Source organism: Pseudomonas sp. AC252 (assembly GCF_979258105.1).
Window position 1 is genome coordinate 686,556 of sequence record NZ_OZ409837.1, and the last position, 26,839, is coordinate 713,394.

The 26,839-nt window shown below is 60.1% G+C and carries 24 protein-coding genes and 2 pseudogenes; 16 read left to right on the top strand and 10 right to left on the bottom strand.

Annotated elements, in window-relative coordinates:
• Positions 1-31: 31 nt before the first annotated feature.
• Positions 32-501: pseudogene (ybaK, locus tag ACZZZ4_RS03175) on the bottom strand (Cys-tRNA(Pro) deacylase).
• A gap of 350 nt (positions 502-851) precedes the next feature.
• On the opposite strand from ybaK, the pseudogene ACZZZ4_RS03180 reads away from it, so the two are divergent.
• From ACZZZ4_RS03180 to glpD, 4 genes and pseudogenes are all read left to right on the top strand, one after another.
• Positions 852-1,704, top strand: a pseudogene (locus ACZZZ4_RS03180) (MIP/aquaporin family protein).
• A gap of 77 nt (positions 1,705-1,781) precedes the next feature.
• Entirely contained in the window at positions 1,782-3,284 is a 1,503-nt protein-coding gene (glpK, locus tag ACZZZ4_RS03185; protein WP_024014162.1) for a glycerol kinase GlpK, read from the top strand.
• A gap of 95 nt (positions 3,285-3,379) precedes the next feature.
• Positions 3,380-4,135: a DeoR/GlpR family transcriptional regulator gene (locus ACZZZ4_RS03190; RefSeq protein ID WP_007953179.1), complete on the top strand. Its 756-nt coding sequence runs from the start codon at positions 3,380-3,382 to the stop codon at positions 4,133-4,135.
• A 291-nt stretch (positions 4,136-4,426) separates the two neighbouring features.
• Complete coding sequence (gene glpD / locus ACZZZ4_RS03195) at positions 4,427-5,962, top strand: glycerol-3-phosphate dehydrogenase (RefSeq protein ID WP_463547236.1); 1,536 nt, start codon at positions 4,427-4,429, stop codon at positions 5,960-5,962.
• Between the two features lie 77 nt (positions 5,963-6,039).
• Here the strand turns inward: glpD and ACZZZ4_RS03200 are convergent, their stop codons facing one another.
• A complete protein-coding gene (locus ACZZZ4_RS03200) occupies positions 6,040-6,927 on the bottom strand; it encodes a LysR family transcriptional regulator (protein WP_463549247.1) in 888 nt (295 codons plus the stop codon).
• Between the two features lie 105 nt (positions 6,928-7,032).
• Between ACZZZ4_RS03200 and ACZZZ4_RS03205 the strand changes: the two genes are divergently transcribed.
• The 9 genes from ACZZZ4_RS03205 to ACZZZ4_RS03245 all read left to right on the top strand — a co-directional run bounded on the left by ACZZZ4_RS03205 (position 7,033) and on the right by ACZZZ4_RS03245 (position 16,052).
• Positions 7,033-8,385 carry an MFS transporter gene (locus ACZZZ4_RS03205; protein WP_129997575.1) on the top strand — a complete coding sequence of 451 codons (1,353 nt, stop codon included), beginning with the start codon at positions 7,033-7,035 and terminating at the stop codon, positions 8,383-8,385.
• Positions 8,382-8,792, top strand: a complete 411-nt coding sequence (locus ACZZZ4_RS03210) for a DUF4440 domain-containing protein (protein WP_463547237.1) — start codon at positions 8,382-8,384, stop codon at positions 8,790-8,792. Before ACZZZ4_RS03205 ends, ACZZZ4_RS03210 begins: the two co-directional genes overlap by 4 nt.
• 271 nt (positions 8,793-9,063) lie before the next feature.
• Positions 9,064-9,990 carry a glutamate/aspartate ABC transporter substrate-binding protein gene (locus ACZZZ4_RS03215; RefSeq protein WP_039758392.1) on the top strand — a complete coding sequence of 309 codons (927 nt, stop codon included), beginning with the start codon at positions 9,064-9,066 and terminating at the stop codon, positions 9,988-9,990.
• A 192-nt stretch (positions 9,991-10,182) separates the two neighbouring features.
• Positions 10,183-10,929 (top strand): amino acid ABC transporter permease, encoded by a 747-nt coding sequence (locus tag ACZZZ4_RS03220; RefSeq protein ID WP_039758393.1) that lies wholly within the window; start codon positions 10,183-10,185, stop codon positions 10,927-10,929.
• On the top strand, positions 10,929-11,651 hold the full coding sequence (locus ACZZZ4_RS03225) for an amino acid ABC transporter permease (RefSeq protein WP_463538691.1): 723 nt from the start codon (positions 10,929-10,931) through the stop codon (positions 11,649-11,651). The genes ACZZZ4_RS03220 and ACZZZ4_RS03225 overlap by 1 nt, the downstream gene beginning before the upstream one ends.
• Positions 11,596-12,330, top strand: a complete 735-nt coding sequence (locus ACZZZ4_RS03230; protein WP_007916729.1) for an amino acid ABC transporter ATP-binding protein — start codon at positions 11,596-11,598, stop codon at positions 12,328-12,330. The genes ACZZZ4_RS03225 and ACZZZ4_RS03230 overlap by 56 nt, the downstream gene beginning before the upstream one ends.
• 160 nt (positions 12,331-12,490) lie before the next feature.
• Positions 12,491-14,392: a two-component sensor histidine kinase AauS gene (gene aauS, locus ACZZZ4_RS03235; RefSeq protein ID WP_415761623.1), complete on the top strand. Its 1,902-nt coding sequence runs from the start codon at positions 12,491-12,493 to the stop codon at positions 14,390-14,392.
• Positions 14,389-15,714, top strand: coding sequence for a two-component response regulator AauR (gene aauR / locus ACZZZ4_RS03240; RefSeq protein ID WP_042607381.1), 1,326 nt, complete (start codon positions 14,389-14,391; stop codon positions 15,712-15,714). The genes aauS and aauR overlap by 4 nt, the downstream gene beginning before the upstream one ends.
• Before the next feature lie 8 nt (positions 15,715-15,722).
• On the top strand, positions 15,723-16,052 hold the full coding sequence (locus ACZZZ4_RS03245; RefSeq protein WP_172834034.1) for a GlpM family protein: 330 nt from the start codon (positions 15,723-15,725) through the stop codon (positions 16,050-16,052).
• 18 nt (positions 16,053-16,070) lie between these two features.
• On the opposite strand, the gene ACZZZ4_RS03250 is transcribed toward ACZZZ4_RS03245, so the two are convergent.
• The 3 genes from ACZZZ4_RS03250 to ACZZZ4_RS03260 all read right to left on the bottom strand — a co-directional run bounded on the left by ACZZZ4_RS03250 (position 16,071) and on the right by ACZZZ4_RS03260 (position 18,810).
• Positions 16,071-16,979: a hypothetical protein gene (locus tag ACZZZ4_RS03250; protein WP_463547238.1), complete on the bottom strand. Its 909-nt coding sequence runs from the start codon at positions 16,977-16,979 to the stop codon at positions 16,071-16,073.
• Entirely contained in the window at positions 16,976-17,671 is a 696-nt protein-coding gene (locus tag ACZZZ4_RS03255; RefSeq protein ID WP_039758400.1) for a hypothetical protein, read from the bottom strand. Before ACZZZ4_RS03255 ends, ACZZZ4_RS03250 begins: the two co-directional genes overlap by 4 nt.
• Before the next feature lie 104 nt (positions 17,672-17,775).
• A complete protein-coding gene (locus ACZZZ4_RS03260; protein ID WP_463547239.1) occupies positions 17,776-18,810 on the bottom strand; it encodes an alpha/beta fold hydrolase in 1,035 nt (344 codons plus the stop codon).
• A 216-nt stretch (positions 18,811-19,026) separates the two neighbouring features.
• On the opposite strand from ACZZZ4_RS03260, the gene metR reads away from it, so the two are divergent.
• Positions 19,027-19,944, top strand: a complete 918-nt coding sequence (metR, locus tag ACZZZ4_RS03265; RefSeq protein WP_310406208.1) for a transcriptional regulator MetR — start codon at positions 19,027-19,029, stop codon at positions 19,942-19,944.
• A 151-nt stretch (positions 19,945-20,095) separates the two neighbouring features.
• On the opposite strand, the gene ACZZZ4_RS03270 is transcribed toward metR, so the two are convergent.
• The 5 genes from ACZZZ4_RS03270 to ACZZZ4_RS03290 all read right to left on the bottom strand — a co-directional run bounded on the left by ACZZZ4_RS03270 (position 20,096) and on the right by ACZZZ4_RS03290 (position 24,106).
• Positions 20,096-20,593: a GNAT family N-acetyltransferase gene (locus ACZZZ4_RS03270; RefSeq protein ID WP_039758404.1), complete on the bottom strand. Its 498-nt coding sequence runs from the start codon at positions 20,591-20,593 to the stop codon at positions 20,096-20,098.
• 1 nt (position 20,594) lies between these two features.
• A complete protein-coding gene (locus ACZZZ4_RS03275) occupies positions 20,595-21,233 on the bottom strand; it encodes a LysE family translocator (protein WP_039758406.1) in 639 nt (212 codons plus the stop codon).
• Between the two features lie 23 nt (positions 21,234-21,256).
• A complete protein-coding gene (locus ACZZZ4_RS03280; protein WP_463547240.1) occupies positions 21,257-21,667 on the bottom strand; it encodes an NUDIX hydrolase in 411 nt (136 codons plus the stop codon).
• A gap of 68 nt (positions 21,668-21,735) precedes the next feature.
• Complete coding sequence (locus ACZZZ4_RS03285; RefSeq protein WP_463547241.1) at positions 21,736-23,061, bottom strand: APC family permease; 1,326 nt, start codon at positions 23,059-23,061, stop codon at positions 21,736-21,738.
• Between the two features lie 220 nt (positions 23,062-23,281).
• Positions 23,282-24,106: a carbon-nitrogen hydrolase family protein gene (locus tag ACZZZ4_RS03290; protein WP_463547242.1), complete on the bottom strand. Its 825-nt coding sequence runs from the start codon at positions 24,104-24,106 to the stop codon at positions 23,282-23,284.
• A 124-nt stretch (positions 24,107-24,230) separates the two neighbouring features.
• Between ACZZZ4_RS03290 and ACZZZ4_RS03295 the strand changes: the two genes are divergently transcribed.
• Positions 24,231-25,031, top strand: a complete 801-nt coding sequence (locus ACZZZ4_RS03295) for a helix-turn-helix transcriptional regulator (protein WP_039758417.1) — start codon at positions 24,231-24,233, stop codon at positions 25,029-25,031.
• 158 nt (positions 25,032-25,189) lie between these two features.
• Complete coding sequence (locus tag ACZZZ4_RS03300) at positions 25,190-26,809, top strand: FMN-binding glutamate synthase family protein (protein WP_463547243.1); 1,620 nt, start codon at positions 25,190-25,192, stop codon at positions 26,807-26,809.
• Positions 26,810-26,839: the final 30 nt, after the last annotated feature.

Consider the following 26,839-nt stretch of genomic DNA (forward strand, 5'->3'; position numbering starts at 1 on the left):
GATTTTTTTCTTCATACAGCCGATTTTGAAACTACGCGCGGCCGATATCGGCAAACTTCGCTTGAGTGTGCTCTGCCAGCACCGCCGGTGCCAATTCCACTTCCAGTCCTCGCCGTCCGGCACTTACATAAATAGTGGCGAACCCCTGAGCGGAATTGTCGATGAAGGTGCGCAGGCGTTTCTTCTGCCCGAGCGGGCTGATGCCGCCCAACAAGTAACCGGTTGAACGTTGCGCGGCAGCCGGGTCGGCCATTTCGGCTTTCTTCACTCCGGCGGCATGGGCCAGCCCTTTGAGGTCGAGCGTTCCGACGACCGGCACCACGGCCACCAGCAGTTCGCCTTTTTCACTGGCGGCCAGCAAGGTTTTGAACACCTGCGCCGGTTCAAGCCCAAGCTTCTCCGCTGCCTCCAGCCCGTAGGACGCGGCCTTCGGATCATGTTCGTAACTGTGCACGCGATGTTCGGCACGAACTTTTTCAACAAGTCCAACGCTGGGGTCATGGCAGCTCCGGGTTCGGCAATCTTTGAAAAAGCTGCAGCCGATTCTAGGTCATCGTTGGGCAAAAGGCTCTATTCCAAGCCGCAAATCCCGTGGCTTTGCGCTGTATTCAAGCTGATCGCCGCGCTGATCATTCACACGGCGAATAGTTTTATTGTGACCGACGGTTCACTTTCGACCTTTGACAGGTTTGTTTCTTGTCTATATTTTTTCGAATCTGAATAATGTAAGAATCATGCTCCGCGCAGTACCCAGCAGTAACCCGGGAACCGAATGGGGATTCCGACCCGGTGAAGATCGCGTCCTGCTCCGTTGGCAAGGCGCTACACAAGAAAAAGAACCGAGGTTTTCAATGACAGCTGCTTTACCGCAACCATCGCTTTCCGGCCAATGCATGGCCGAATTCCTGGGCACTGCCCTTTTGATCTTCTTCGGCACCGGTTGTGTCGCCGCGCTCAAAGTCGCGGGCGCCAGCTTCGGCCTGTGGGAAATCAGCATCATCTGGGGCGTCGGCGTGAGCATGGCGATCTACCTCACCGCCGGGGTTTCCGGCGCGCACCTGAACCCGGCCGTGAGCATCGCTCTGGCAATCTTCGCTGACTTCGAAAAGCGCAAATTGCCGTTCTACATCCTTTCGCAGATCGCCGGCGCCTTCTGCGGCGCGTTGCTGGTTTACACGCTCTACAGCAATCTGTTCTTCGATTACGAACAAACCCACCAGATGGTTCGCGGCTCGGCTGCCAGCCTCGAACTGGCGTCGGTGTTCTCGACCTACCCGAACCCGGTGCTGTCGACGGCCCAGGCATTTCTGGTCGAGATGATCATCACCGCGATCCTGATGGGCGTGATCATGGCCCTGACCGATGACAACAACGGCCTGCCACGCGGCCCGATGGCGCCGCTGCTGATCGGTCTGCTGATTGCCGTGATCGGCAGTGCGATGGGTCCGCTGACCGGTTCTCGCGATGAACCCGGCGCGTGACTTCGGTCCGAAACTGATGACTTTCTTTACCGGTTGGGGTGAAATTTCCTTCACTGGCGGTCGAGATATTCCGTATTTCCTGATTCCGATTTTTGCACCGATTGTCGGTGCCTGCCTCGGCGCTGCCGGGTATCGCGGGCTCATCGCTCGTCACCTGACCGGCGCCACACCTGCTACAAAGGATGCAGAACCGGCCATTGACGGCAAACCAAGAACTTCTTGAAACAGTCGGCGCCGGCTACTGCCCATCCGAGCCGGCGCCACGGCCCACTCTCGTTTTTTTCGTCCAAGGCAATCGACATGACCGACATTCAGAACAAGAACTACATCATTGCCCTTGATCAGGGTACGACCAGCTCCCGCGCGATCATTTTCGACCGCGATGCGAACGTGGTCTGCACCGCGCAGCGCGAATTCGTTCAGCATTACCCGCAGGCCGGTTGGGTCGAGCACGACCCGATGGAAATCTTCGCTACCCAGAGCGCGGTGATGGTTGAAGCGCTGGCCCAGGCCGGCCTGCATCATGACCAAGTGGCCGCGATCGGTATCACCAACCAGCGTGAAACCACCGTGGTCTGGGACAAGACCACCGGCCGCCCGGTGTACAACGCGATCGTCTGGCAGTGCCGCCGCAGCACCGAAATCTGCCAGCAGCTCAAGCGTGATGGTCACGAAGACTACATCCGCGACACCACCGGCCTGGTCACCGACCCGTACTTTTCCGGAACCAAACTGAAGTGGATTCTCGACAACGTGGAAGGCAGCCGCGAGCGCGCGCGCAACGGCGAACTGCTGTTCGGCACCGTCGATAGCTGGCTGATCTGGAAATTCACTGGCGGCAAGGTGCACGTCACCGACTACACCAATGCCTCGCGCACCATGCTCTTCAACATCCATTCGCTGGAGTGGGATTCGAAGATGCTGGAAATCCTCGACATCCCGCGCGAGATGCTCCCGGAAGTCAAAGCCTCCTCGGAAATCTACGGTCGCACCAAGAGCGGCATCGCCATCGGCGGTATCGCCGGCGACCAGCAAGCGGCGCTGTTCGGCCAGATGTGCGTCGAGCCGGGTCAGGCAAAAAACACCTACGGCACTGGCTGCTTCCTGCTGATGAACACCGGCGACAAAGCGGTGAAATCCCAGCACGGCATGCTCACCACGATCGCCTGCGGCCCACGCGGCGAAGTTGCCTATGCACTCGAGGGTGCGGTATTCAACGGCGGCTCTACCGTGCAATGGCTGCGTGATGAACTGAAAATCGTCAACGACGCCCATGACACGGAATACTTCGCCAACAAGGTCAAGGACAGCAACGGCGTGTACCTGGTGCCGGCGTTCACCGGCCTCGGCGCACCGTACTGGGACCCGTATGCCCGTGGCGCGCTGTTCGGCCTGACGCGCGGCGTGCGCGTCGATCACATCATCCGCGCCGCGCTGGAATCGATCGCCTACCAGACCCGCGACGTGCTTGACGCCATGCAGCAGGACTCCGGCGAACGCCTCAAGGCTCTGCGTGTGGACGGCGGTGCGGTGGCGAACAACTTCCTCATGCAATTCCAGGCCGACATCCTCGGCACCCAGGTCGAACGCCCGCAAATGCGCGAAACCACTGCACTGGGCGCGGCTTATCTGGCCGGTCTGGCCTGCGGTTTCTGGGGTAGCCTGGAAGAACTGCGCGGCAAAGCTGTGATCGAGCGCGAGTTCGAACCGAGCCTTGACGAAACCGAGAAAGAGAAGCTCTACAAAGGCTGGAAAAAAGCCGTCAGCCGCACCCGTGACTGGGCGCGTGAGGACGCTGAATAAGTCAGGCTGAGGACTGACTAGAGCTGGAAACTGGTCGGGAGGGGATTCCTGCGGCATCATGGGCAAATTTTGCACGGCAGCCCAAAGGAAGCCCCATGAATCTGCCTCCCCGTCAGCAGCAAATCCTCGAACTGGTCCGCGAACGCGGCTATGTGAGCATCGAGGAAATGGCCACGCTGTTCGTTGTCACCCCGCAAACCATCCGCCGTGACATCAACCAGCTCGCGGAAGCCAATCTGCTGCGTCGCTACCACGGCGGCGCCGCTTACGATTCCAGTGTCGAAAACACCGCGTATGCGATGCGCGCCGATCAGATGCGCGACGAAAAGCAACGCATCGGCGAAGCCATCGCCGCGCAGATCCCCGATCACGCCTCGCTGTTCATCAATATCGGTACCACCACCGAATCGATCGCTCGCGCCCTGCTCAATCATAGCCACTTGAAAATCATCACCAACAACCTGCACGTCGCCTCGATGCTCAGCGCCAAGGATGATTTCGATGTGCTGCTGACCGGCGGTAACGTGCGCCGTGACGGCGGTGTCGTCGGTCAGGCGAGTGTGGATTTCATCAATCAGTTCAAGGTCGATTTCGCGCTGGTAGGGATCAGCGGGATCGATGAGGACGGCAGCCTGCTCGACTTCGATTATCAGGAAGTTCGCGTTTCCCAAGCGATCATTGCCAACGCGCGGCAGGTGATTCTGGCGGCGGACTCAAGCAAGTTCGGGCGTAACGCGATGATTCGACTGGGGCCGATCAGCCTGATCGATTGCCTGGTCACTGATCAGCAACCGGTGCCGGCGCTGGCGCAGTTGCTGAGCCAGCACAAGATTCGTCTGGAAGTCGTCTGATCCCTCTCCCTCACTGACCGAACCGACGCCTTCGCGAGCAGGCTCGCTCCCACACTTGGAATGCATTGCAAAATGTGGGAGCGAGCCTGCTCGCGAAAACGATCGATCACACCACACATCTTCTGCGCCTTGCGCGCGTTCATGTTCGAAAATTTTCTTTTAACCGCTCTTCGATGAGTTTTTTCAATCGAACGCGACTGGCTGCGCGCGTGTTTATGGGCTACCATTTTCGCAAATGAACATTAATGTTCGATTTACAAGACATAAAACCAAAAGAACCGAGGCCAGCCGATGTCCACCTCTACCTTGCGTACGCCCCCTCTCTCCGAGATCTATGACGTTGCCGTAATTGGTGGCGGGATCAATGGCGTGGGGATCGCAGCGGATGCCGCCGGTCGCGGCCTTTCGGTGTTCCTTTGCGAAAAAGATGACCTGGCCAGCCACACCTCGTCGGCCAGCAGCAAGCTGATCCACGGTGGCCTGCGCTATCTGGAGCATTACGAATTCCGTTTGGTGCGTGAAGCGCTGGCTGAGCGCGAAGTGCTGCTGGCCAAGGCGCCACACATCGTCAAACCGATGCGTTTCGTCCTGCCGCACCGCCCGCACCTGCGTCCAGCGTGGATGATTCGTGCCGGCCTGTTCCTTTATGACAACCTCGGCAAGCGCGAAAAACTGCCGGGTTCGAAAAGCCTGAAGTTCGGCGCCGACAGCGCGCTGAAAAGCGAAATCAAGAAAGGCTTCGAATACTCCGATTGCTGGGTCGATGACGCCCGCCTTGTGGTCCTGAACGCCATGGCCGCCCGTGAAAAAGGCGCGCATGTGCATACCCAGACCCGTTGCGTCAGCGCACGTCGCACCAAAGGCCTGTGGCATCTGCATCTGGAGCGTGCCGACGGCAGCCTGTTTTCGATCACCGCCAAAGCACTGGTCAACGCCGCCGGCCCATGGGTGGCCAAGTTCATCCGTGACGACCTGAAGATGGAATCGCCGTATGGCATTCGCCTGATTCAGGGCAGCCACATCATCGTGCCGAAACTGTACGAAGGCGAGCACGCGCACATTCTGCAAAATGAAGATCAGCGCATCGTTTTCACTATTCCGTACCTGAACCACTTCACGCTGATCGGCACTACCGACCGCGAATACACCGGCGACCCGGCGAAAGTGGCGATCACCGAAGGCGAAACCGATTACGTGCTGAAAGTGGTCAACGCGCATTTCAAGAAGCAGCTGAGCCGTGAAGACATTATTCACAGCTACTCGGGCGTTCGGCCGCTGTGCAACGACGAATCCGACAACCCGTCTGCGGTCACCCGCGATTACACCCTGGCGCTGTCGGGCAGCGCCGAAGAAGCCCCACTGCTGTCAGTGTTCGGCGGCAAGCTGACCACTTACCGCAAGCTGGCCGAGTCGGCGATGGCGCAGTTGATGCCGTTCTTCACCCAGATGCGCCCGAGCTGGACCGCCACCGCTACCCTGCCCGGCGGTGAAGACATGACCACCCCGCAGGCACTCAGCGCACTGATCCGCGACAAGTTCGACTTCGTGCCGACTGAAATCGCCCGGCGCTGGGCCGTCACCTACGGCAGCCGCACCTGGCGCATGCTCGAAGGCGTGGAATCCCTGGCCGACATGGGTGAGCACATCGGCGGCGGGCTCTACACCCGCGAAGTCGACTACCTGTGCAGCGAAGAGTGGGCGACCACGGCGCACGATATTCTGTGGCGTCGCACCAAGCTTGGCCTGTTCACCACGGCGGAGGAGCAGCAGAAGCTCGCGACGTACCTGGGCAAGGTTGAGCTGAATCGGAAGATCGAGGCGGCTTGATCTCAACGTTCAAATGAAAGCCCCTGAATCGAGAGATTCAGGGGCTTTTTGTTGCGTCCAGTGAGGGGCTTTTGATTTCAACGCCCCAAATGTGCAAGCAGGAAATCGATAAACACCCGGGATTTGTGCGGCAGGTGCGGCGTATCAGGAAATACCAGACTGATCGGCTGCAAGGGCAGCGAGTATCCAGGCAATACGCGGACTAGACGCCCACTGACAATATCGGCCTCTATCATCCACGCTGGCAGCACCGACACGCCCATCGACGACAAGGTCATAGCACGAATCGCCGTCGAGGAGTTTGACTGGAAATGACCGGCGCCATTGATTTCGGCCGCCTCCCCCACACCATCGCGTAAAACCCACTGCGTCGGCGTTAGCAAATTGCTGTTGGCGATCCACGGCGCAGCACTGAGATCCAGCGGTGTTTTTACCGGATGGCGGGCCAGAAATCCTTCAGTGGCCACCAGTACGATTTCATAGTCCGCCAGCTTCCGGCTCTTGAAAGCCGAGTCCGCCAGGTTGCCCAGGCGAATCACCAGATCCAACCGTTCGGCGAGCAGATCATTCAGCGAAGAGTTGAAGTCGTAGCACAGGCGGATGTCCGGATAGCGCTCGGCGAACAGCGGAATCAGCGGCAGGATGAATCGCTCGCCGTATTCACTGGTGGAACTGATCCGCAACGTTCCCGATACGCGGTTCGTGCCGTGCATGACCCGGTCAAAAGCTGTGTCGATATCGGCCACGATGGCTTTGAATTCGTTGTAAAAGCTTTGCCCGGCCTCGGTAAGAGCCACAGTACGACTGTTGCGCAACAACAGAGTCGTCGACAGCGCCGCTTCCAAGGCTTTGATGTGCAGACTGACCATGGCCCGGCTGAGGTTCAGATGGTTCGCAGCCTTGGTGAATGAACCCAGTTCGACGATCGCCAGAAACGTCTGCACCCGATTCAAGTGAGTGTGCAGAGCGCCCTGAATCACCGTTCAATCCCTTCAAACATTGTGTTCAGCCCCATTGCATCGACGCGCGGAGTCTATCGTCCCTATGCTCGAGGACAAAGGGGAAACAGCATGAGTTACCGCTACAAAGTCGCGTCGGTGTTTCTGCTCGGCTTCTTCATCGACTGCATCAACATTTTCATGTCGGCCGTGGCTCTGCCCAGTCTGTCGGCAACCTTGCACGTCAGCAGCTCAGCGGTGGCGTGGGTCGGCAATGCTTACATTCTCGGTCTTACGCTGATCGTTCCTGTGAGCACCTGGCTGGCCGCACGCTTCGGCAGCCGGGAAATCCTTACGGCCTCGATGTTGCTGTTCGCAGCAGCGGTATGTCTGTGCGGCCAGGCCGACAGTTTCCATGAACTGGTGATCTGGCGCTTCGTCCAGGGCATCGGTGGCGGCTTGTTGATCCCGGTCGGTCAGGCGCTGACGTTCAATCTTTTTCATGGCGAGCAACGGGCGAAAATATCCACGCTGATAATGGCCGTCGCTCTGATCGCACCAGCGATCTCACCCACCGTCGGCGGGCTCATTGTCGACAGCAGTTCGTGGCGTTGGGTGTTTTACAGCAACATCCCGTTTTCGCTGATCGCCGCCGGGCTGTCCTGGTTATGGATCAGGGAAAGCAAACCCGCCGAGCTTCAGCGTCCGGACATCAAAGGCCTGCTGCTAATCAGCGCAGCACTCGCGAGCCTGTTGATGGGCATGTCGCTGTACGGTGGCGATTATCCTCCGCTGGCAGCGCTGGGTTTTCCCATGGCCGGCCTGATATTCGTCGCCTTTTATCTGCTGCACTACCGCCGTTGCACCAACGCAATCATCGAGTTGAGTTTGCTCAGAAGCAAAAGACTCAGCACCTCGATTTTCATTTATTACGCGATTCCCGGTGTGTTCACCGGGGTCAATCTGATGAGCATTTTCTTTCTGCAGAACACGCTGCACTTCAGCGCCCGGCTGACCGGAATGTTCATGATCCTCTACGCCACCGGGGCATTCATCGCGATGACTATTGGCGGCCGGGTCTACAACCGGGTCGGCGCCAAGCGCCTGTTTACCCTCGGCATGCTGTTGCACAGCGCCGGCATCGCCACGCTGGTGCTGGTCGATGTGCCAGGTGATCTGTGGCTCATCGTCAGCGCCTACAGCCTGATGGGCATCGGCGGCGGTATCGGGGCGAATACCGCGCAAACCACCTCACTGATGGACTTTGCTGGTGGCGATACACACAAGGCCAGTGTCATCTGGAACATCAATCGCCAAGTGTCCTTCAGCCTCGGCGCCGCACTGTTTCTGATGATTTTCAATGTACTGCTCGAGCCATTCGGCCCTCCGCATGCCTATCACGCAACTTTCGCTATTGCAGCGTTGGTCGGCCTGTTGCCGCTGTTGCTGATGAATCAACTGAACCCCGCAAAGGAATGTCCATGACGTACGACCCGATCGACCAAGCCGAACACAGCGTTCACCACGTCCACGAGCTGATCCTTCAGGTATTCACCAATGCCGACGGCAACGGTGCCGCGAGCATCGAGCCGTTAATGCAGGCATTCGCCGACAATTTCAGCATGATCGGCATTTCGGCGATTCCTTTGAATCGCTCCGAGGTCGAGCAACTGTTCAGGGAGGCGGTCGGCGCCGGGGCCGGACTGGAGATTGAAATCAGCGATCTGCATACGGTCTGGCAGCAGAACGAGACACTTGCCTTGAGCTACGTCGAAACCCATCGGTTGAACGGCACGGAACATCAACGCGTGTCGGTGGCGATCCTGCGCATACAGACAGATGGGGTGAAGTGGCTGTATTTGCACGAAACGCCCTTGAGTCGCGAAACCTGAAATAGCCCTCACAACGCGTTCGGTTTTCCGAACGAGACTCTATGGTCGATTCGGTAAACCGGATCAGCCATTCAAAAAAATACCATCACAAAAGTTTAATTGCGTTAAAAAACAATCACTTAACCATCGCCGCCTGCTCTGGCACGACTCATGCTCTACACTCTCTCGACGAATGCCCGCTGAGCCAACACTTCAGGAGCCGTCAGGCATTCGAAGCACAAAAGGGCCGACAAACTGGCTCCATAAAAAAAACAATGTCGAGGAAAATTTGATGCGCATCGTTCCCCATATCCTGGGCGCAGCCATTGCTGCCGCTCTGATCAGCACGCCAGTTTTCGCCGCCGAACTCACCGGCACCCTGAAGAAAATCAACGATTCGGGCACCATCACGCTCGCTCACCGCGACAGCTCAATTCCGTTTTCCTACATTGCAGATGCTTCTGGCAAACCAGTGGGCTATTCCCACGACATTCAGGTGGCGATCGTTGAAGCCCTGAAAAAAGACCTGAACAAGCCAGACCTGCAGGTCAAGTACAACCTGGTGACCTCGCAAACCCGTATTCCGCTGATCCAGAACGGCACCGCGGATATCGAGTGTGGTTCCACCACCAACAACACCGAACGCGCCCAGCAGGTCGATTTCACCGTCAACATCTTCGAAATCGGCACCCGTCTGCTGGTCAAGAAAGACAAGGAAGGCAAGCCGTCCTATAACGACTTCGCCGACCTCAAAGGCAAAAACGTCGTGACCACCGCCGGCACCACGTCCGAGCGCATCATCAAAGCGATGAACGCCGACAAGCAGATGGGCATGAACATCATCTCCGCCAAAGACCACGGCGAATCCTTCAACATGCTCGAAAGCGGCCGCGCCGTGGCCTTCATGATGGACGACGCCCTGCTGGCCGGTGAAGAAGCCAAGGCCAAGAAGCCGACTGACTGGGTCATCACCGGCACGCCGCAGTCCTTCGAAGCCTATGCCTGCATGGTTCGCAAAGGCGACGCGCCGTTCAAGAAGGCGGTCGATGACGCCATTGTCGGCCTGTACAAGTCGGGCGAGATCAACAAGATCTACGCCAAGTGGTTCGAAAGCCCGATCCCGCCAAAAGGCCTGAACCTGAACTTCCCGATGAGCGACAAGGTGAAGGAGCTGATCGCCAATCCAAGCGACAAGCCGGCGCCTGACGTAAAAATCTGATTCCTGACTAACCTTATCGTCTGAGGGAGCGACCTCCCTCAGACGTCTGTTACTGCCTGCTGGCTTTGCTGTGGAACACTCGACCTGGCGGTTTTCGAGCCGATCGCGTGTGTCCGGCGTTCCGCGTCGGACGGGAAAGGAACTTCCCCAAGCGGGTGCTTGTACATCGATCGATTTCGAGGGGAGACCCTAATGAATTACAACTGGGACTGGGGCGTGTTCTTCAAGTCCACTGGCGTTGGCAGCGAGACTTATCTCGACTGGTACATCGCCGGCCTGGGCTGGACCATCGGCATCGCTGTCGTGGCGTGGATCATCGCTTTGCTGCTGGGCTCCATTCTGGGGGTCATGCGCACTGTGCCAAACCGCATCGTAGCCGGCATCGCCACCTGCTACGTGGAACTGTTTCGCAACGTGCCGCTGCTGGTTCAGCTGTTCATCTGGTACTTCCTGGTACCCGACCTGCTGCCGCAGAACCTGCAGGACTGGTACAAGCAAGACCTCAACCCGACCACCTCGGCATACCTGAGCGTCGTCGTGTGCCTGGGTCTGTTCACCGCTGCCCGTGTTTGCGAACAGGTGCGCACCGGTATCCAGGCGCTGCCACGCGGCCAGGAATCCGCTGCCCGCGCGATGGGTTTCAAGCTGCCGCAGATCTACTGGAACGTGCTGCTGCCGCAGGCGTACCGGATCATCATTCCGCCGCTCACCTCGGAATTCCTCAACGTCTTCAAGAACTCCTCCGTGGCGTCCCTGATCGGCTTGATGGAACTGCTGGCACAAACCAAACAGACCGCCGAGTTCTCGGCCAACCTGTTTGAAGCCTTCACCTTGGCCACGCTGATCTACTTCACCCTGAACATGAGCCTGATGTTGCTGATGCGCATGGTCGAGAAGAAAGTCGCGGTGCCCGGCCTGATCTCCGTGGGGGGTAAATAATGGACTTCGATTTCAGCGGCATCATCCCCGCGATCCCGGGCCTGTGGAACGGCATGGTCATGACCTTGCAGTTGATGGTCATGGGCGTGATCGGCGGCATCGTGCTCGGCACGATCCTGGCGCTGATGCGCCTGTCGTCAAGCAAACTGCTGTCGAACATTGCCGGCGCGTACGTCAACTATTTCCGTTCGATCCCGCTGCTGCTGGTGATCACCTGGTTCTACCTCGCGGTGCCGTTCGTGTTGCGCTGGATCACCGGCGAAGACACGCCGATCGGTGCATTCACCTCGTGCGTCGTGGCCTTCATGATGTTCGAAGCGGCGTATTTCTGTGAAATCGTCCGGGCCGGCGTGCAGTCGATTCCCAAAGGCCAGATGGCCGCCGCGCAAGCGATGGGCATGACCTACGGCCAGACCATGCGTCTGATCATCCTGCCCCAGGCGTTCCGCAAGATGACGCCGTTGCTGCTGCAACAGAGCATCATCCTGTTCCAGGACACTTCGCTGGTCTACACCGTGGGCCTGGTCGACTTCCTCAACTCCGCGCGCTCGAACGGCGACATTATCGGCCGTTCCAACGAGTTCCTGATCTTCGCCGGTGTCGTCTACTTCATCATCAGCTTTTCCGCCTCGCTGCTGGTCAAGCGTCTGCAAAAAGGTTCGCCGTATGATCTCTATCAAGAACATCAACAAGTGGTATGGGGACTTCCAGGTGCTGACTGATTGCAGCACCGAGGTCAAGAAAGGCGAAGTGATCGTGGTCTGCGGCCCGTCGGGCTCGGGCAAGTCGACGCTGATCAAGTGCGTCAACGCGCTGGAGCCGTTCCAGAAAGGCGACATCGTCGTCGACGGCACCTCGATTGCCGACCCGAAGACCAACCTGCCGAAACTGCGCTCGCGCGTCGGCATGGTGTTCCAACACTTCGAACTGTTCCCGCACCTGACCATCACCGAAAACCTGACCATCGCGCAGATCAAGGTGTTGGGCCGCAGCAAGGAAGAGGCGACCAAAAAAGGTCTGCAACTGCTGGAGCGCGTCGGCCTCTCGGCACACGCTCACAAGCATCCGGGGCAATTGTCCGGCGGTCAGCAACAGCGTGTGGCGATTGCCCGTGCGCTGGCGATGGACCCGATCGTCATGCTGTTCGACGAACCGACCTCGGCGCTCGACCCGGAAATGGTCAACGAAGTGCTCGACGTGATGGTGCAACTGGCCCACGAAGGCATGACCATGATGTGCGTGACCCACGAAATGGGCTTCGCCCGCAAAGTGGCAGACCGGGTGATCTTCATGGACGCCGGCAAGATCATCGAAGACTGCCCGAAAGAGGAATTCTTCGGCGACATCAGCGCCCGCTCCGAACGCGCGCAGCACTTCCTCGAGAAAATCCTGCAGCACTAAAAAACCGCTCCTCAACTGTGGGAGCGGGCTTGCTCGCGAAGAGGCCGGCACTTTCAACCTCATCATCGACTGATGCACCGCTTTCGCGAGCAAGCCCGCTCCCACACTGGATCAATGCTGATCCTGAGATTTGTGTTGTGGTTGACCCAAGGCATCTGTGATGAAATGCGACCCCACTCTTTATCGCGCTGCAAAGCCATCACTTGCCGTGAAGCCCCGTCTGATCCGTCATCTGTTCCTGCCGCCGCTGATCATCGCCCTGATGGTCGGACTGGGTTTCATCGGCTTCTGGACCAGTGAACACTTCGGCATCCGCAGCCTCGGCGAGAACGGCCAGCGTCAGCTGGAACTGCACGCCCGCGCGGTCGAAAGCGAAATCAGCAAATACACCTACCTGCCCAGCCTGCTGGAACTCGAAACGAGTGTGCCGCAGCTGCTGGCCGACCCGACCCCGGAGCACCGGCAGACGGTCAACGATTACCTTGAAGGCCTGAACCGCCGCAGCCGCAGCCGGGCCATCTACGTGATGGACACCACCGGGCGGGTCATGGCCACCAGCAACTGGCGCGATGTCGACAGTTATCTGGGTGAAGACCTGTCCTTCCGCGCCTATTTCCAGGACGCCGTGCGCGGCCAGCCCGGACGCTTTTACGGCATCGGCAGCACCAATGGCGAACCCGGTTACTACCTGGCCCACGGCCTCGAAGAGCACGGCAAGATCATCGGTGTCGCGGTGGTGAAAGTGCGTCTGGAAGCCATGGAAGAACGTTGGCAGCGGGCGCGTCTGGAAGCGTTCGTCAGCGATGAGAACGGCATCATCATTCTCTCCAGCGATCCGGCCAGGCGGCTGAAATCGGTGATTCCGCTCAGCGACGAGGTCAAGGAAAAACTTGCCCGCAGCCTGCAGTACTACTGGTTCCCGCTCAACGAACTGCAACCGCTGGCCCGTGAGACCCTGGCCGAGGGCGTGGAGAAACTGACCTTCCCGGCCAACAGCGAATTGCAGCCCGACGAAGACGACATCAGTTATCTGGCGCAAACCCGGCTCCTGAGCGACACGCCGTGGAATTTCACCCTGCTCACACCATTGCAGGACCTGCGCCGCGAAGCGATCAACCAAGGCATTCTGGTCGCCGTGGCGTTTGCCCTGTTCGCCTTCCTGCTGATCGCCTGGAACGAGCGGCGCAAAGTCCTCGCGACCCGCCTTGCCGCCCGCGAAGCGTTGCAGGAAGCCAACAGCCAACTGGAGCGTCGGATTACCGAACGCACCGCCGATTTGCGCGCCAGCAACGAACGGCTGAAGAGCCAGATCCGCGAGCGCCGCCAGGCCGAAGAGACGTTGCGCCGTGCTCAGGATGAGCTGGTACAGGCCGGCAAACTCGCCGCCATCGGCCAGATGTCGACCAGCATCGCCCACGAATTGAACCAGCCGCTGGCGGCCATGCGCACGCTGTCGGGCAACACCGTGCGTTTTCTCGAGCGCGGCCAGCTCGACGTCGCCAGCACCAATCTCAAAACCATCAATGATCTGATCGACCGCATGGGCCGGATCACCGCCAGCCTGCGTTCGTTTGCCCGACGTGGCGATAACAAGGGCCAGGCCAGTCTCGGCAAAGCCGTCGACGCCGCCTTGCAAGTGCTCGGCGCGCGCGTGGAAAACGCCGCGCTGCAGATTCACCGGCAGTTTGCCGATGTGCAGTTGCTGATCGATCAGACCCGTCTCGAACAGATCCTCGTCAACCTGATCGGCAACGCCCTCGACGCCATGCAGGCGCAACCGCAGCCGCAGCTGTGGCTGGAGGGTGAAGAATTCAACGGCAAGTATCGCTTGCGGGTGCGCGACAATGGCCACGGCATTGACGCCGAAGCGCGCAAGCATCTGTTCGAACCGTTCTTCACCACCAAACCCGGCGAGCAAGGCCTGGGTCTGGGCCTGACCCTGTCCGCCAGCCTCGCCGCCGCCACTGGCGGGCATCTGGGTGTCGAACACCCGGCCGGCGGTGGCACCACTTTTGTCCTCAGTTTACCGTTGGTAAGCCCTCTTTCTGCCGAGCCAATATGAACCCTGAACTCAGTGTGCTGATTGTCGAAGACGACCCCCATGTGCTGCTCGGCTGCCAACAGGCGCTGACTCTCGAAGACATCCCCTGCATCGGTGTCGGCAGTGCCGAAGAAGCGCTGGCGCAGGTTGGCGACAACTTTGCCGGCATCGTCATCAGCGACATCCGCCTGCCGGGCATCGATGGCCTGGAATTGCTCACCCGCCTCAAGCAGCGCGATCGCAGCCTGCCGGTGGTGCTGATCACCGGCCACGGCGATATCTCCATGGCCGTCGGCGCGATGCAGAAAGGCGCCTACGATTTCATGGAAAAACCGTTCTCGCCGGAGCGTCTGGTGGACGTCGCGCGGCGTGCGCTGGAGCAACGCAGCCTCGCCCGCGAAGTGTCATCGTTGCGTCGGCAACTGGCTGAACGCGATTCCCTTGAAGGGCGGATCATCGGTCGCTCGCCGGCGATGCAGAACCTGCGCGAACTGATTGCCAACGTCGCCGACACGTCGGCCAACGTCTTGATCGAAGGCGAGACCGGCACCGGCAAGGAACTGGTCGCCCGTTGCCTGCACGATTTCAGTCGGCGCCACAGCAAACAGTTCGTCGCGCTGAACTGCGGCGGCCTGCCGGAAAATCTGTTTGAAAGTGAAATCTTCGGCCACGAAGCCAACGCCTTCACCGGCGCCGGCAAACGGCGGATCGGCAAGATCGAACACGCCGACGGCGGCACGCTGTTCCTCGACGAAGTGGAAAGCATGCCGCTGCCGTTGCAGATCAAATTGCTGCGCGTGTTGCAGGAACGCACCCTCGAACGACTCGGCTCGAACCAGAGCGTGGCAGTGGATTGCCGGGTGATCGCGGCGACCAAATCCGACCTTGACGAAGCGAGCAAGGCCGGCGAGTTTCGCAGCGACTTGTACTACCGCCTCAACGTCGTGACCCTGGAATTGCCACCGCTGCGCGAACGCCGCGAAGACATCCTGCAACTGTTCGAACACTTCACCCAGCAGTCGGCGCTGCGCTTTGATCGCGCACTGCCGGAGCTGGATAACCAGACCCTGTCGAACCTGATGAGCCACGACTGGCCGGGCAACGTGCGCGAACTGCGCAATGTCGCCGAACGCTTCGCCCTCGGCCTGCCGGCCTTCAAAAAGTCGGGGGCCAGCGCCGGCCAAGGTCTGGCGTTTGCCGAAGCGGTGGAAGCGTTCGAGCGCAATTTGCTGGTCGACGCCTTGCAACGCAGCGGCGGCAACCTGACCCAGGCCAGCCAGGAACTGGGCATGGCCAAGACCACGCTGTTCGACAAAGTCAAAAAGTACGGGCTGAGCCACTGATGGATCTGATTCTCAAAGCCGCGATAGGCGCCGCAGTGGTGCTGATCCTCGCGGCATTGTCGAAGACCAGAAACTATTACATCGCCGGCTTGGTGCCGCTGTTTCCGACCTTTGCCCTGATTGCGCACTACATCGTTGGCAAGGGCCGTTCGGTCGACGACCTGAAGACCACAATCGTGTTCGGCATGTGGTCGATCATTCCCTACTTCGTGTATCTGGCGACGTTGTACGTGATGGTCGACCGCATGCGCCTGGAAGCGTCACTGGCGGTGGCGGCGGTGGCCTGGTTGATAGCGGCGACGGTGCTGGTCAGCGTGTGGGTCCGGCTGCATGCCTGAACCCACGCGCATCAACCTCTAGCGGCCGTAGACCTTGGCCAGTTGCGCGGACGACAAGGCATCCTCGAACGGCACCGGCACTGACTTCACCGCACCGTAGAGATTGCGGTAGCGCCAGTAGCTGCCGTTCTGCGCCAGTTGATAACCGCGTTCGACCACGCGCTGGCCGTCGAGCACGTAACGCAGGGTTTCCTGCGCGGCGGGCGGTGGCGTCGGTTGCATCAGGTCGGCGCTCAACACGCGGATGGATTCGTCAATGCATTCATCCAGCACAGCGGTGACCTGGGCCAGGTCGAGGCCGCCGTCATCAATGCATTGCTTGCCGCAGCGACGAATCGGCTGACTGGCCACTTCGATGCGCATGCGGTAAAGCGGCGAGCCGGCGATATCCTGTAATTGCACCTGATTGACCAGCACGAAACTGCCGCGATCAGGCGTCAGCATCAGCTTCGGTTCGATCAGCAACCGTGCCGTGACCGCACCTGTCCCCTGCTTGAATCCGGACACCTGCGACGCCGCCTGAAAGCGCTGTTGCAAGCGCTCCTGCAAGGGCACGCCGGCAAGCAGGTCGGCCAGCGGCCGCGATTCGTTCAGCGCCGCTTTTTCGGCATCGCGCTGCAACGTACCGGAGCCCATCTGCGTATTGATCAGGCTGGCCACCAGCACGCCCGCCAGCCCGGCGCCTGCGCCGGAGCTCGACACCAGCGTGTAACTTGAATTGGCCGCGTTCACTGCCGCCTTGCTGTCGATCACCGTGCTGGCGCCAACAAACTCCGCCGGCAGTTGCACGTCCACCTTCAGCCCGTGCGCCTGCACATAGCTCATGGCGGCCTGATCTTTGAAACCGGCCTCGGGTGCCGGTTTCTGCGCACAGCCAGGCAACGCCAGCAGCGAGATCGCCGCGATGGTCAGCGCCAGACGTTTCATTGCGCGAACGGGGCGATCATTTGCTGACGGCTGTTATCCATCGCTTGATAGAACGCGTTGGACAGGTTGGTGTAGGACGGCTCGTCCCATTCACCCTGCGCGGCCTGAACTGCAGCGAATGGCTGGTACCACAGGAGTTTGTTGTCCGACAGATCGATCACCATGCCCTGGCCGCCAACCTGGGCCATCGGCACGCTGGTGGGCACGATGCTGTAGTAGCTGCGCGTGGCACCGGTGGCATAAATCGACACCAGCAACAGGCGATCGATGCCGTGGGCGACCTTCATCGGCGTCATGTCCTTGGTCATGTAGCCCTCGCGGAAATCGACTTCCTTGAAGGTCTTCAGATCGACCTTCTCATCGATGCGCTTGGCCTTGTAGCCCTTGGCCTGCAACTTGGCGACGATGGCGTCGGGCAAGGTTTCCAGGTCACGTACCTGCCAGGTCTCGACGTTGGCGCTGAGCTTGCTGTTGACGCCGGCATTGATGGCGTAATCGAGGATGCCCTGATTGCCGGTCAGTGCCAGCACAGGCGACGGTACGACGGTAATGGCTACACCGATGGTCGGCTCTTTGGCGTCCCAGAATTGTTTGTCCAGCGGCACCGGCGGTTGCACATGGGCACAGCCGGTGAGGGTCAGTACGGCGAGCAGGGCCAGTGCGGCCCATTGACGTGTAGCGCGAAAAATCATGGATCAAGTCCCTATGTCTGAAAACGTTCCTGCGCCTTATCGGCAACAACGCGGCAAACAATAGTGGCACATTGATATTTTTTGGCGACAGGATGCTGGCGCTCTTACAGCAAATTGTTCCGCACGGCTGGATCAACCTGCGCCCAATGCGAAGTGTCCTCGCGATGCGCCTGCAAATACGGGAGCACCGCCGCCAGCAACGGCTCCTTGAACGCCTCCTGAAAGCGATGCGCCAGTCCCGGAATCAGTTTCAACTGACTGCCCTGAATGTGCGCCGCCAGATGTACGCCGTGCATCACCGGCAACAGCGGATCGGCCGTGCCATGCACCACCAGGGTCGGCACGCGCAGCTGATTGAGCAACGCCACCCGACTTGGCTCGGCGAGGATCGCCATGATCTGGCGCTTGACGCCTTCGGGGTTGAACGCGCGATCGTAGGACGCCGCCGCCTGTTGCAGCAAGACCTGACGATCATCGGTCACCGCCGGGCTGCCCAGTGCCGCGAGCAGATCGGCCTGTTGCTCCAGCGCCACTTCGCGGTTCGGCGCGCCACGGCGCGAGAGCAACTGCACCAGCGCCGCACTCGGTGCCGGCAGGCCTTCAGCACCGGAAGTGGTCATGATCAACGTCAGGCTTTCCACCCGCTGCGGCGCCATCGCCGCCATGTGCTGGGCGATCATTCCGCCCATGCTCGCGCCGAGCACGTGGAATTGCTCAACCTTCAGCGCCGTCATCAAACCCAGCGCATCGTCGGCCATGTCAGTCAGGCTGTACGGTGCCGAAACTGGCAGACCGAGCTTGTAGCGCAGCACTTCGAAGGTCAGATTGGCCTCGATCGGTGCCTGCCGCCAGGTGGACAGGCCGACATCGCGGTTGTCATAGCGGATCACCCGGAAACCCTGCTGGCACAGCGCGACCACCACTTCGTCCGGCCAGTGAATCAACTGCCCACCCAGGCCCATGACCAGCAACAGCGCCGGGTCCGACGCGCGGCCGATACTCTGATAGGCAAGACTGACCTGCGCCAGCTCGGCGTGCTCGGTCGGCACGTTGACGTCACAGCGCCCGACTGCCCACGAGCCGGCCCCGAACAAAAGCGCGGCCAACGCGGCCGCGACTGAAAACAATCTCTTGAACATGAAAAACACCAAAACGCAGCACCCCAGTAGAGCGCGAGTCTGATGAAGTTCGTGCGAGCGCGCTGCCACACTTCGATGACAGTTTAATGAAGAGTGCCGAGCGGTCGGCTGTGGACTGTCCTGCCCGACCTGGACCGACAGATCGACAAAGCGCACCACATGAGACAAACTCAACTTCCACGCATTCGTCACAAGTTTTTTTCATGGAGCCCGCCGGTGCTTGAAATCCGACATCTGAAAACCCTGCATGCCCTGCGCGAGGCCGACAGCCTGGTGGACGCCGCCGACCGTTTGCATCTGACGCAGTCAGCACTGTCGCACCAATTCAAAGAGCTGGAAGAGCGCATGGGCATGCAGTTGTTCGTGCGCAAGACCAAACCGGTGCGCTTCACCAGCGCCGGTCTGCGTCTGCTGCAACTGGCCGACGCCACCCTGCCGCTGTTGCGCGCCGCTGAACGGGACATCGGTCGTCTGGCCGGTGGCACCGCCGGGCGTCTGCACATGGCGATCGAATGCCACAGCTGCTTCCAGTGGTTGATGCCGACCATTGACCAGTTCCGCGATGCCTGGCCGGAAGTCGAGCTGGACCTGGCTTCGGGTTTCGCTTTCGCCCCGCTGCCAGCACTGGCCCGTGGCGATCTGGATCTGGTGGTGACTTCCGATCCGCTGGACATCGCCGGCATCACTTACGTGCCGCTGTTCACTTACGAAGCCATGCTCGCGGTGGCCAACCAGCATGCACTGGCGAGCAAGCCGTATATCGTTCCTGAAGACTTGTTGACGGAAACGCTGATCACCTACCCGGTCGAGCGCGATCGCCTGGACATTTTTACCCGCTTTCTCGAGCCCGCGGACATTGAACCGGCGCAGGTGCGCACTTCCGAGCTGACGGTGATGATGATGCAGTTGGTCGCCAGCGGCCGTGGCGTCTGCGGCATGCCGCACTGGGCGCTGCATGAATACAGCTCGCGCGGCTATGTGAAGGGCAAACGGCTGGGGGAGAAAGGCTTGTTCGCGACGCTGTATGCGGCAATTCGCACCGACATGCTCGATGCGCCGTACATGCGCGATTTCCTCCTGACGGCGAAGGACACATCGTTCTCGACCCTCGATGGGGTCAGTGCCGTACGCTGATTTCCTGTGCAGGAGATGATCGTTCCCACGCTCTGCGTGGGAATGCCTCAACGGACGCTCTGCGTTCGGCTTTGGATGGGACGCAGAGCGTCCCGGGCTGCATTCCCACGCAGAGCGTGGGAACGATCAGTAGGCGGAAATTATCGCTGGGTCAGAGCTGGCGCCACATGTGGATCTTGTCGAAGTAGTCTTCGCCCACCCGCACGGCGAGTGGTTCGAGGCCGTACTGAATGAAGCCGCAACGCTGATACAGCTGAAATGCCGCGTCGTTGCCGGCGGTGACAGTGAGCTGGACAAGCCTCAGCGCAGGATGCTTTTGCGCTTCAACCAAGGCCGCCTGAACCAGATCAAAGCCCAGCCCCTTGCGACGAGAATCCGCCGAGACATACATGCCGAACAGCGTCGCCTTGTGTCGCGCTTTCTCGCGCGGCTCGAAAGCCACGCCGACGATCCCGGCCAATGTCCCGGCTTCGAATGCCCCCAACACCACATCGAGCTTGCTGGTCAGCCGCGCTTCCCACCAGCTCAACGGCATCACCGCGCGTTCGCGCACGCTGGAGGTGAACGCCTGCGGATGGCGGTCATAGGCTTCAAGCATGAGTTCTCGGTAAGCCAGGGCGTGGCTGGCATCCAGCCGTTCGATCCACATTTCAGGCGGTCCGCCGCTGTTCGAGCATCAGCCGAACGGCAAGGCTGCCGAGGACCAGGCCCATGAAATACCGCTGCAGCGCCAGCCAGGTCGGGTTGCGCACAAACCACGAGGCAATGCCTGCGGCGAACAGCGCGATCAACAGATTGACGCTGAAACTGACGCTGATCTGCGTCAGGCCGAGAATGATGCTCTGGGTGAAAACCGAGCCATGTTCCGGGCTGATGAATTGCGGAAACACCGACAGATAGAACACGGCGATTTTCGGGTTCAGCGCACTGGTGAGAAAGCCCATGGTGATCAGTTTGCGCGACGAGTCCGGCGGCAATTGCTGAGCTTCGAACGGCGAACGTGCGCCGGGTTTCAGCGCTTGCCAGGCCAGCCACAGCAGGTACAACGCGCCGGCCCATTTCAACACTTCATAAGCCATCGGCACGGCGAGAAACACTGCGGTCAAACCCGCCGCCGCGGCGAACATATGCACGAAGAACCCGCCGACCACGCCAAGCAAGGAAGTCACCCCCGCGCGACGTCCCTGACAGATCGACCGCGAGATCAGGTAGATCATGTTCGGCCCCGGCGTCAGCACCATCAGCAATGCGGCGGCGGCGAATATCAGCAGGTCTTGCAGCGGGATCATGGCAAAGTCCTTTGCGGGAATGATCAGGCGAGTGCAGTCAGTGAACGGCGATAAAACGGCAGGATGTGCTCGCGTGTCAATGGCGCCAGCTCGAGCGCCGGATCAGTGGCCGGATCGACCCAGATGACTTCCTCGATTTCCGCCGCCGGGCAGACGTCGCTATCGATGGTCAGTTGAAAGATTTCCGCATGGACGATGAAGCCTGGTTCGTTGGCGGCGGGGGCGGAGAAGCTGTTGAGGAAAATCGCCTGCGCCGGGTCGATCTCCAGCCCGAGTTCTTCTTCCAGCTCTCGGGCCAACGCGTGCACTGGCAACTCGTGGGCTTCGATCTTGCCACCCGGTTGCATGAATGCCGTGGTACCGCGCTTGCGCACCAGCAGAGTCTGGCCTTGCGGGTTGAGCAGCAGCGCAGCGGCGATATGAATGGTCGACATAAAGGAATCCCTTGGCGCAAAAGCGCCAAGGATCCCATGCCCGTCAGAGGGAAGCCAAGCCACGAAGCTCAGGTCGCTTCCTGAAAATCCAGTTCCGGCGGCTGCCGGCGGAAACCACCCGTCAGCACGGCGAGATACACCACACCAATCGCCAGCCAGCTCAGCCCCAGCCACACCGCCAGATGATCAAGGCTGACCATCAGCCACAGGTCGGCCACCAGACCGATCAGCGGGCAGAGCAGAAACAGCAGCAGCTCGCGCGGGCCTTTTTTCTCGCCGCCGATCCAGTAATGGAAGATCACCGACAGGTTGACCAGGCTGAATGCCAGGAACGCGCCGAAGTTGATGAACGAGGTCGAGGTGGTGACGTCGAGTTTCAGCGCCAGCAACGCCACCGCCGCGCACAGGAGAATGCTGTTGACCGGCGTGCCGAAGCGCACGTGCAAGGTGCCGAAAAACGACTTCGGCAAGACGCCGTCGCGGCCCATGGCAAACAGCAGGCGCGAACCGCTGGCCTGCGCCGACAGCCCCGAGGCGAACTGACCGACGATCAGGCCGATGAGAAAGATCGACACGAACAGATCGCCGCCAATGTTGCGCGCGATTTCATAGGCAGCCGAATCGACGCTGTCGAACTGGAACGACGGATGGGCGATCTGCACAAAGTACGAAACGCCGACGAAGATCAGGCCGCCGATCAAAGTGATCAGCATGATCGCCCGGGGAATGGTGCGGCGTGGATCGCGGGTTTCTTCGGTCAGGGTGCTGACCGCGTCAAAGCCGAGGAAGGAATAGCAGGCGATCGCCGCGCCGCTCATGATCAGCGGCATCTGCATGTCGCCGTTGAAGAACGGTTTGATCGACCACAGCGGCGTACTCGCATCGCCGCCGATGTAGTGCACGCATAGCGCAACGAAGGCGATCAACACGAGGAACTGCACCAGCATCAGCAAGGCGTTGATACCGTTAGCCAGTTTCAGCCCGACGATGTTGATCGCACTGGTGATGCCGATGAACGCCAGCACCCAGATCCACTGCGGGATCGACGGGAACGCCGAGGCCAGATAAGCCGCGCCGATCAACCAGATCGCCATCGGCAGAAACAGGTAATCGAGCAACACCGCCCAGCCGGCAATGAAACCGAGTTTCGGGCTGATTGCCTTGCGCACGTAGCTGTAGGCCGAGCCCGCCACCGGGAAAGCGGCGGCCATGCGTCCGTAACTCATCGCGGTGAAGAACATTGCCACCAGCGCCGCCAGGTAGGCGGCCGGCACCATGCCGGCGGTGGACTGGGCGAGGATACCGAAAGTGCCGAGGACAATGATCGGCGTCATGTAGGCGATGCCGAACAGCACCACCGCCCCTAGCGAAAGGGTGCGTTGCAAACGAGCCATGGGCGACTTACTCCGAATGTTATTGGATTTATGGCAGAGCCGGGTTCGGCGAAAATTTCGGGTGTGGCTTAGTAGTTTTTTGTTGTTTGAGCGGGCCTCTTCGCGGGCAAGCCCGCTCCCACAGTGTCGGTGGTGAACACAGATTTTTTGCTCGTAGCAAATCCCCTGTGGGAGCGAGCCTGCTCGCGAAAGCGTCAGCCCGAGCGGCACAGCATTCGGATCACCGCACAGGAATCAGCAGCTCTCGCAATCCACAAGCCTGCTGCTCCACCACCTCCCCCGGCAACTTCAAACGCTGATCATCCAGATAGCGATAATCCTTGCGCGCGATTTCCAGTTGCGCGAAATCCAGCTCGACCCTGAACTGCCCTTCTTCGCGTCCGGCCTCGAACAGCAGCGCCCCCAGCGGATCGACCAGGGCGCTGCCGCCGGCAAACACCAGACCGTCATCCCCCGCGTCAACGCGATTGACCATCAGCGCAAACGCCTGGTTTTCCTGGGCGCGCGCCATGATTGCGGTGCGGTGGGTCGGGCCGTACGGGTCCATATTGCCGTTGGTGACAATGAGCAATTCCACGCCAAGTTGCGCCAGGGCGCGGGCGGTTTCCGGGAACTCGATGTCGTAGCAGATCAACAGGCCGACGCGTACGCCGTTCCATACGCAGGTGGCGTAGCGGTCGCCGGCTTCGAACACGCCGCGATCCGAAGCCCACAGGTGGGTCTTGCGGTACTTCAGAGCGATGCCTTCGGGGGTAATCAGCAGCGTCGTGTTGTAGAAGCGGCCGTTGTCGTTCTCGGCCATGCCGATCACCACGGCGATGTTCTTCTCACGCGCTGCAGCGAGCACCGTGCTGACGGTCGGGCCGTCTAGCGGTTCGGCGACCTGGGTCACGGTTTTGGCGTTGGGGAAGCCCATCAGGTGGGTTTCCGGGAACACGATCATCTGCGTGTCGGCCGCGCAGGCAGCAATCGCCGCCAGTGCGCGTTCCAGGTTGTAAGCCGTGTCGTTGTCACGGCCTGCCAATTGGGCGAGTTCTACTTTCATGGGTATCCCTTGTTATCTGCGCCGGCCTTGAAGGATTGCCCGGTGCCTGTCTGTGGGCCAGTATGCGCAGCAAGCAACCGGCCAGGGAATCACGCGGCCGGGGTAACCCGATAGGGGTAGATCGATGACACTTTCGTTGAATGACATCACTTGGCACCGCGCCGTCGGGCAACTGATCGACGCGCTCGACAAGCCGAATTTCTGGGCGCAACTGCTGCGTTTGCTCGAGCAGTACGTAGCGTTCGATAGCTGGGTGGTGCTGCTGTTCAGCGCCGATCAGCACCCGCAAGTGTTCGCCGAATGCCCCGGCGAAGATGGCAGCCCGGACCCGTTGTTCCAGGATTATCTGCGCGGGCTGTATCTGCTCGATCCGTTCTACATCGCCTGCCGCGAGCAGTCGCGCACCGGCCTGTATCGCCTCTCGGAAGTCGCGCCGGAGCATTTCGAGCTGACCGAGTATTACCAGCGATACTTTCGTCTGAATGTGGTGGCCGACGAAATCCAGTTCAATTGCCAGCTCGAAGGCGAGCGCACGCTGTGCCTGTCGCTGGGCAGTGAAAAACGTTTCACTGGCGAACAGATCGCTTTGCTGTCTTTGATTCAGCCGTGGGTACTGGGCCTGTTGCGCCAACGTCTGCCCTACGAAATCAACGAAACCGTGGCCCTCGCCGTCGCACCTGCGCAGGCAGACTGGCGGGTGCAACTGGAAGCGTCGGTGCAACAGCTCAAAGGTGCACAACTGACCGCGCGCGAGCTGGATGTCGGGCGTTTGATGCTCAGCGGTTGTTCCAGCAAGGAAATCGCCCGTAAGCTGGAAATCTCCGTGGAAACCGTGAAAGTCCATAAGAAACACATGTACAGCAAGCTGGGGATCAAATCCCAGTCCGAGCTGTTTTCGATTTTTCTACAGGCGCAGAACGCCTGAAACAGTGTGATTCACGCTTTTTGTGGGAGCGAGCCTGCTCGCGAATGCGTCGGGTCAGAAAATAATTTTTCTACTGACAGGTCGCTTTCGCGAGCAGGCTCGCTCCCACAGGGATGTGTGCCGTTGCACAAATTTGAGTCCGAACCCAAGGAAACCGTATGAGCCTGTCTTTGCTGAGCCGCTACGCCTTCTTTGCCGTCTGTGTGATTTTCACCCTCGCCAGCCTGCCCTTCCTCGAACATGACTGGCTGTGGCCGATCAGCGCCGTCACCGCTGTGCTGAGCCTGCTCGGCGTGTTTGACCTGCTGCAGACGCGTCACGCAGTGCGCCGCAATTATCCGATTCTGGGCAATATCCGTTATCTGGTCGAAGGTATCCGCCCGGAGATTCGCCAGTACCTGCTCGAATCCGACAGTGATGCCCTGCCCTTCTCCCGCGCCCAGCGTTCGCTGGTGTACTCGCGCGCGAAAAACGAAACCGCCGACAAACCGTTTGGCACGCTGATCGACGTCTATCAGTCCGGCTTCGAATTCATCGGCCACTCGATGCGCCCGGCGCCGTTGAGCGACCCGAACGGTTTCCGTGTCACTGTCGGCGGGCCGCAGTGCACGCAGCCATACTCGGCGTCGATCTTCAATATCTCGGCGATGAGCTTCGGCTCACTCAGCGCCAATGCCATCCGTGCGCTGAACCAGGGCGCGAAACTCGGCAACTTCGCCCACGATACCGGTGAAGGCAGCATCAGCCCGTATCACCGCGAACACGGCGGCGACCTGACCTGGGAACTGGGCAGCGGCTACTTCGGCTGCCGCACCAGCGACGGCCGTTTCGACCCGGAGCGCTTCGCCGTGCAGGCACAGAACCCGCAAGTGCGCATGATCGAAATCAAGATGAGCCAGGGCGCCAAACCCGGCCACGGCGGTATCCTGCCCAAGCACAAGGTCACCAAAGAAATCGCAGAGACCCGCGGCATCCTGATGGGCGAGGACTGCGTTTCGCCGTCGCGCCACAGTGCGTTTTCCACGCCGATCGAAATGATGCAGTTCATCCAGCAACTGCGCGAACTGTCCGGTGGCAAGCCGGTGGGCTTCAAGTTCTGCCTCGGCCATCCGTGGGAATTCATGGGCATTGCCAAGGCCATGCTGGAAACCGGCATCCTTCCCGACTTCATCGTCGTCGATGGCAAGGAAGGCGGCACTGGCGCAGCGCCGGTCGAGTTCACCGACCACATCGGTGTACCGATGCGCGAGGGCCTGCTGTTCGTGCACAACACGCTGGTCGGCCTGAACCTGCGCGACAAGATCAAACTCGGCGCCAGCGGCAAGATCGTCAGCGCCTTCGACATCGCCAGCGTGCTGGCCATCGGCGCCGACTGGGCCAACTCGGCGCGCGGCTTCATGTTCGCGATCGGCTGCATCCAGTCACAGTCGTGCCACACCAACAAATGCCCGACCGGCGTCGCCACCCAGGACGCCTTGCGCCAGCGCGCCCTGGTGGTGCCGGACAAAGCCCAGCGCGTCTACAACTTCCATCGCAGCACGCTGAAAGCGCTGGCGGAGATGCTCGCTGCGGCCGGACTCGAGCATCCGTCGCAACTGTCGGCCAAGCATCTGGTGCGGCGCATGTCGGCGACCGAGATCAAGTTGTTCTCGCAGCTGCATGTGTTTCTGAAACCGGGGGAACTGCTTACCGGCGAAGTGAATGGCGAGTTCTATTCGCGGATGTGGCAGATGGCGCGGGCGGACAGTTTTGAGCCGCAGGAAGTGGTAGCGGCGTAAGACTGGCGATCAGCTCGCGTGAACCAAAAA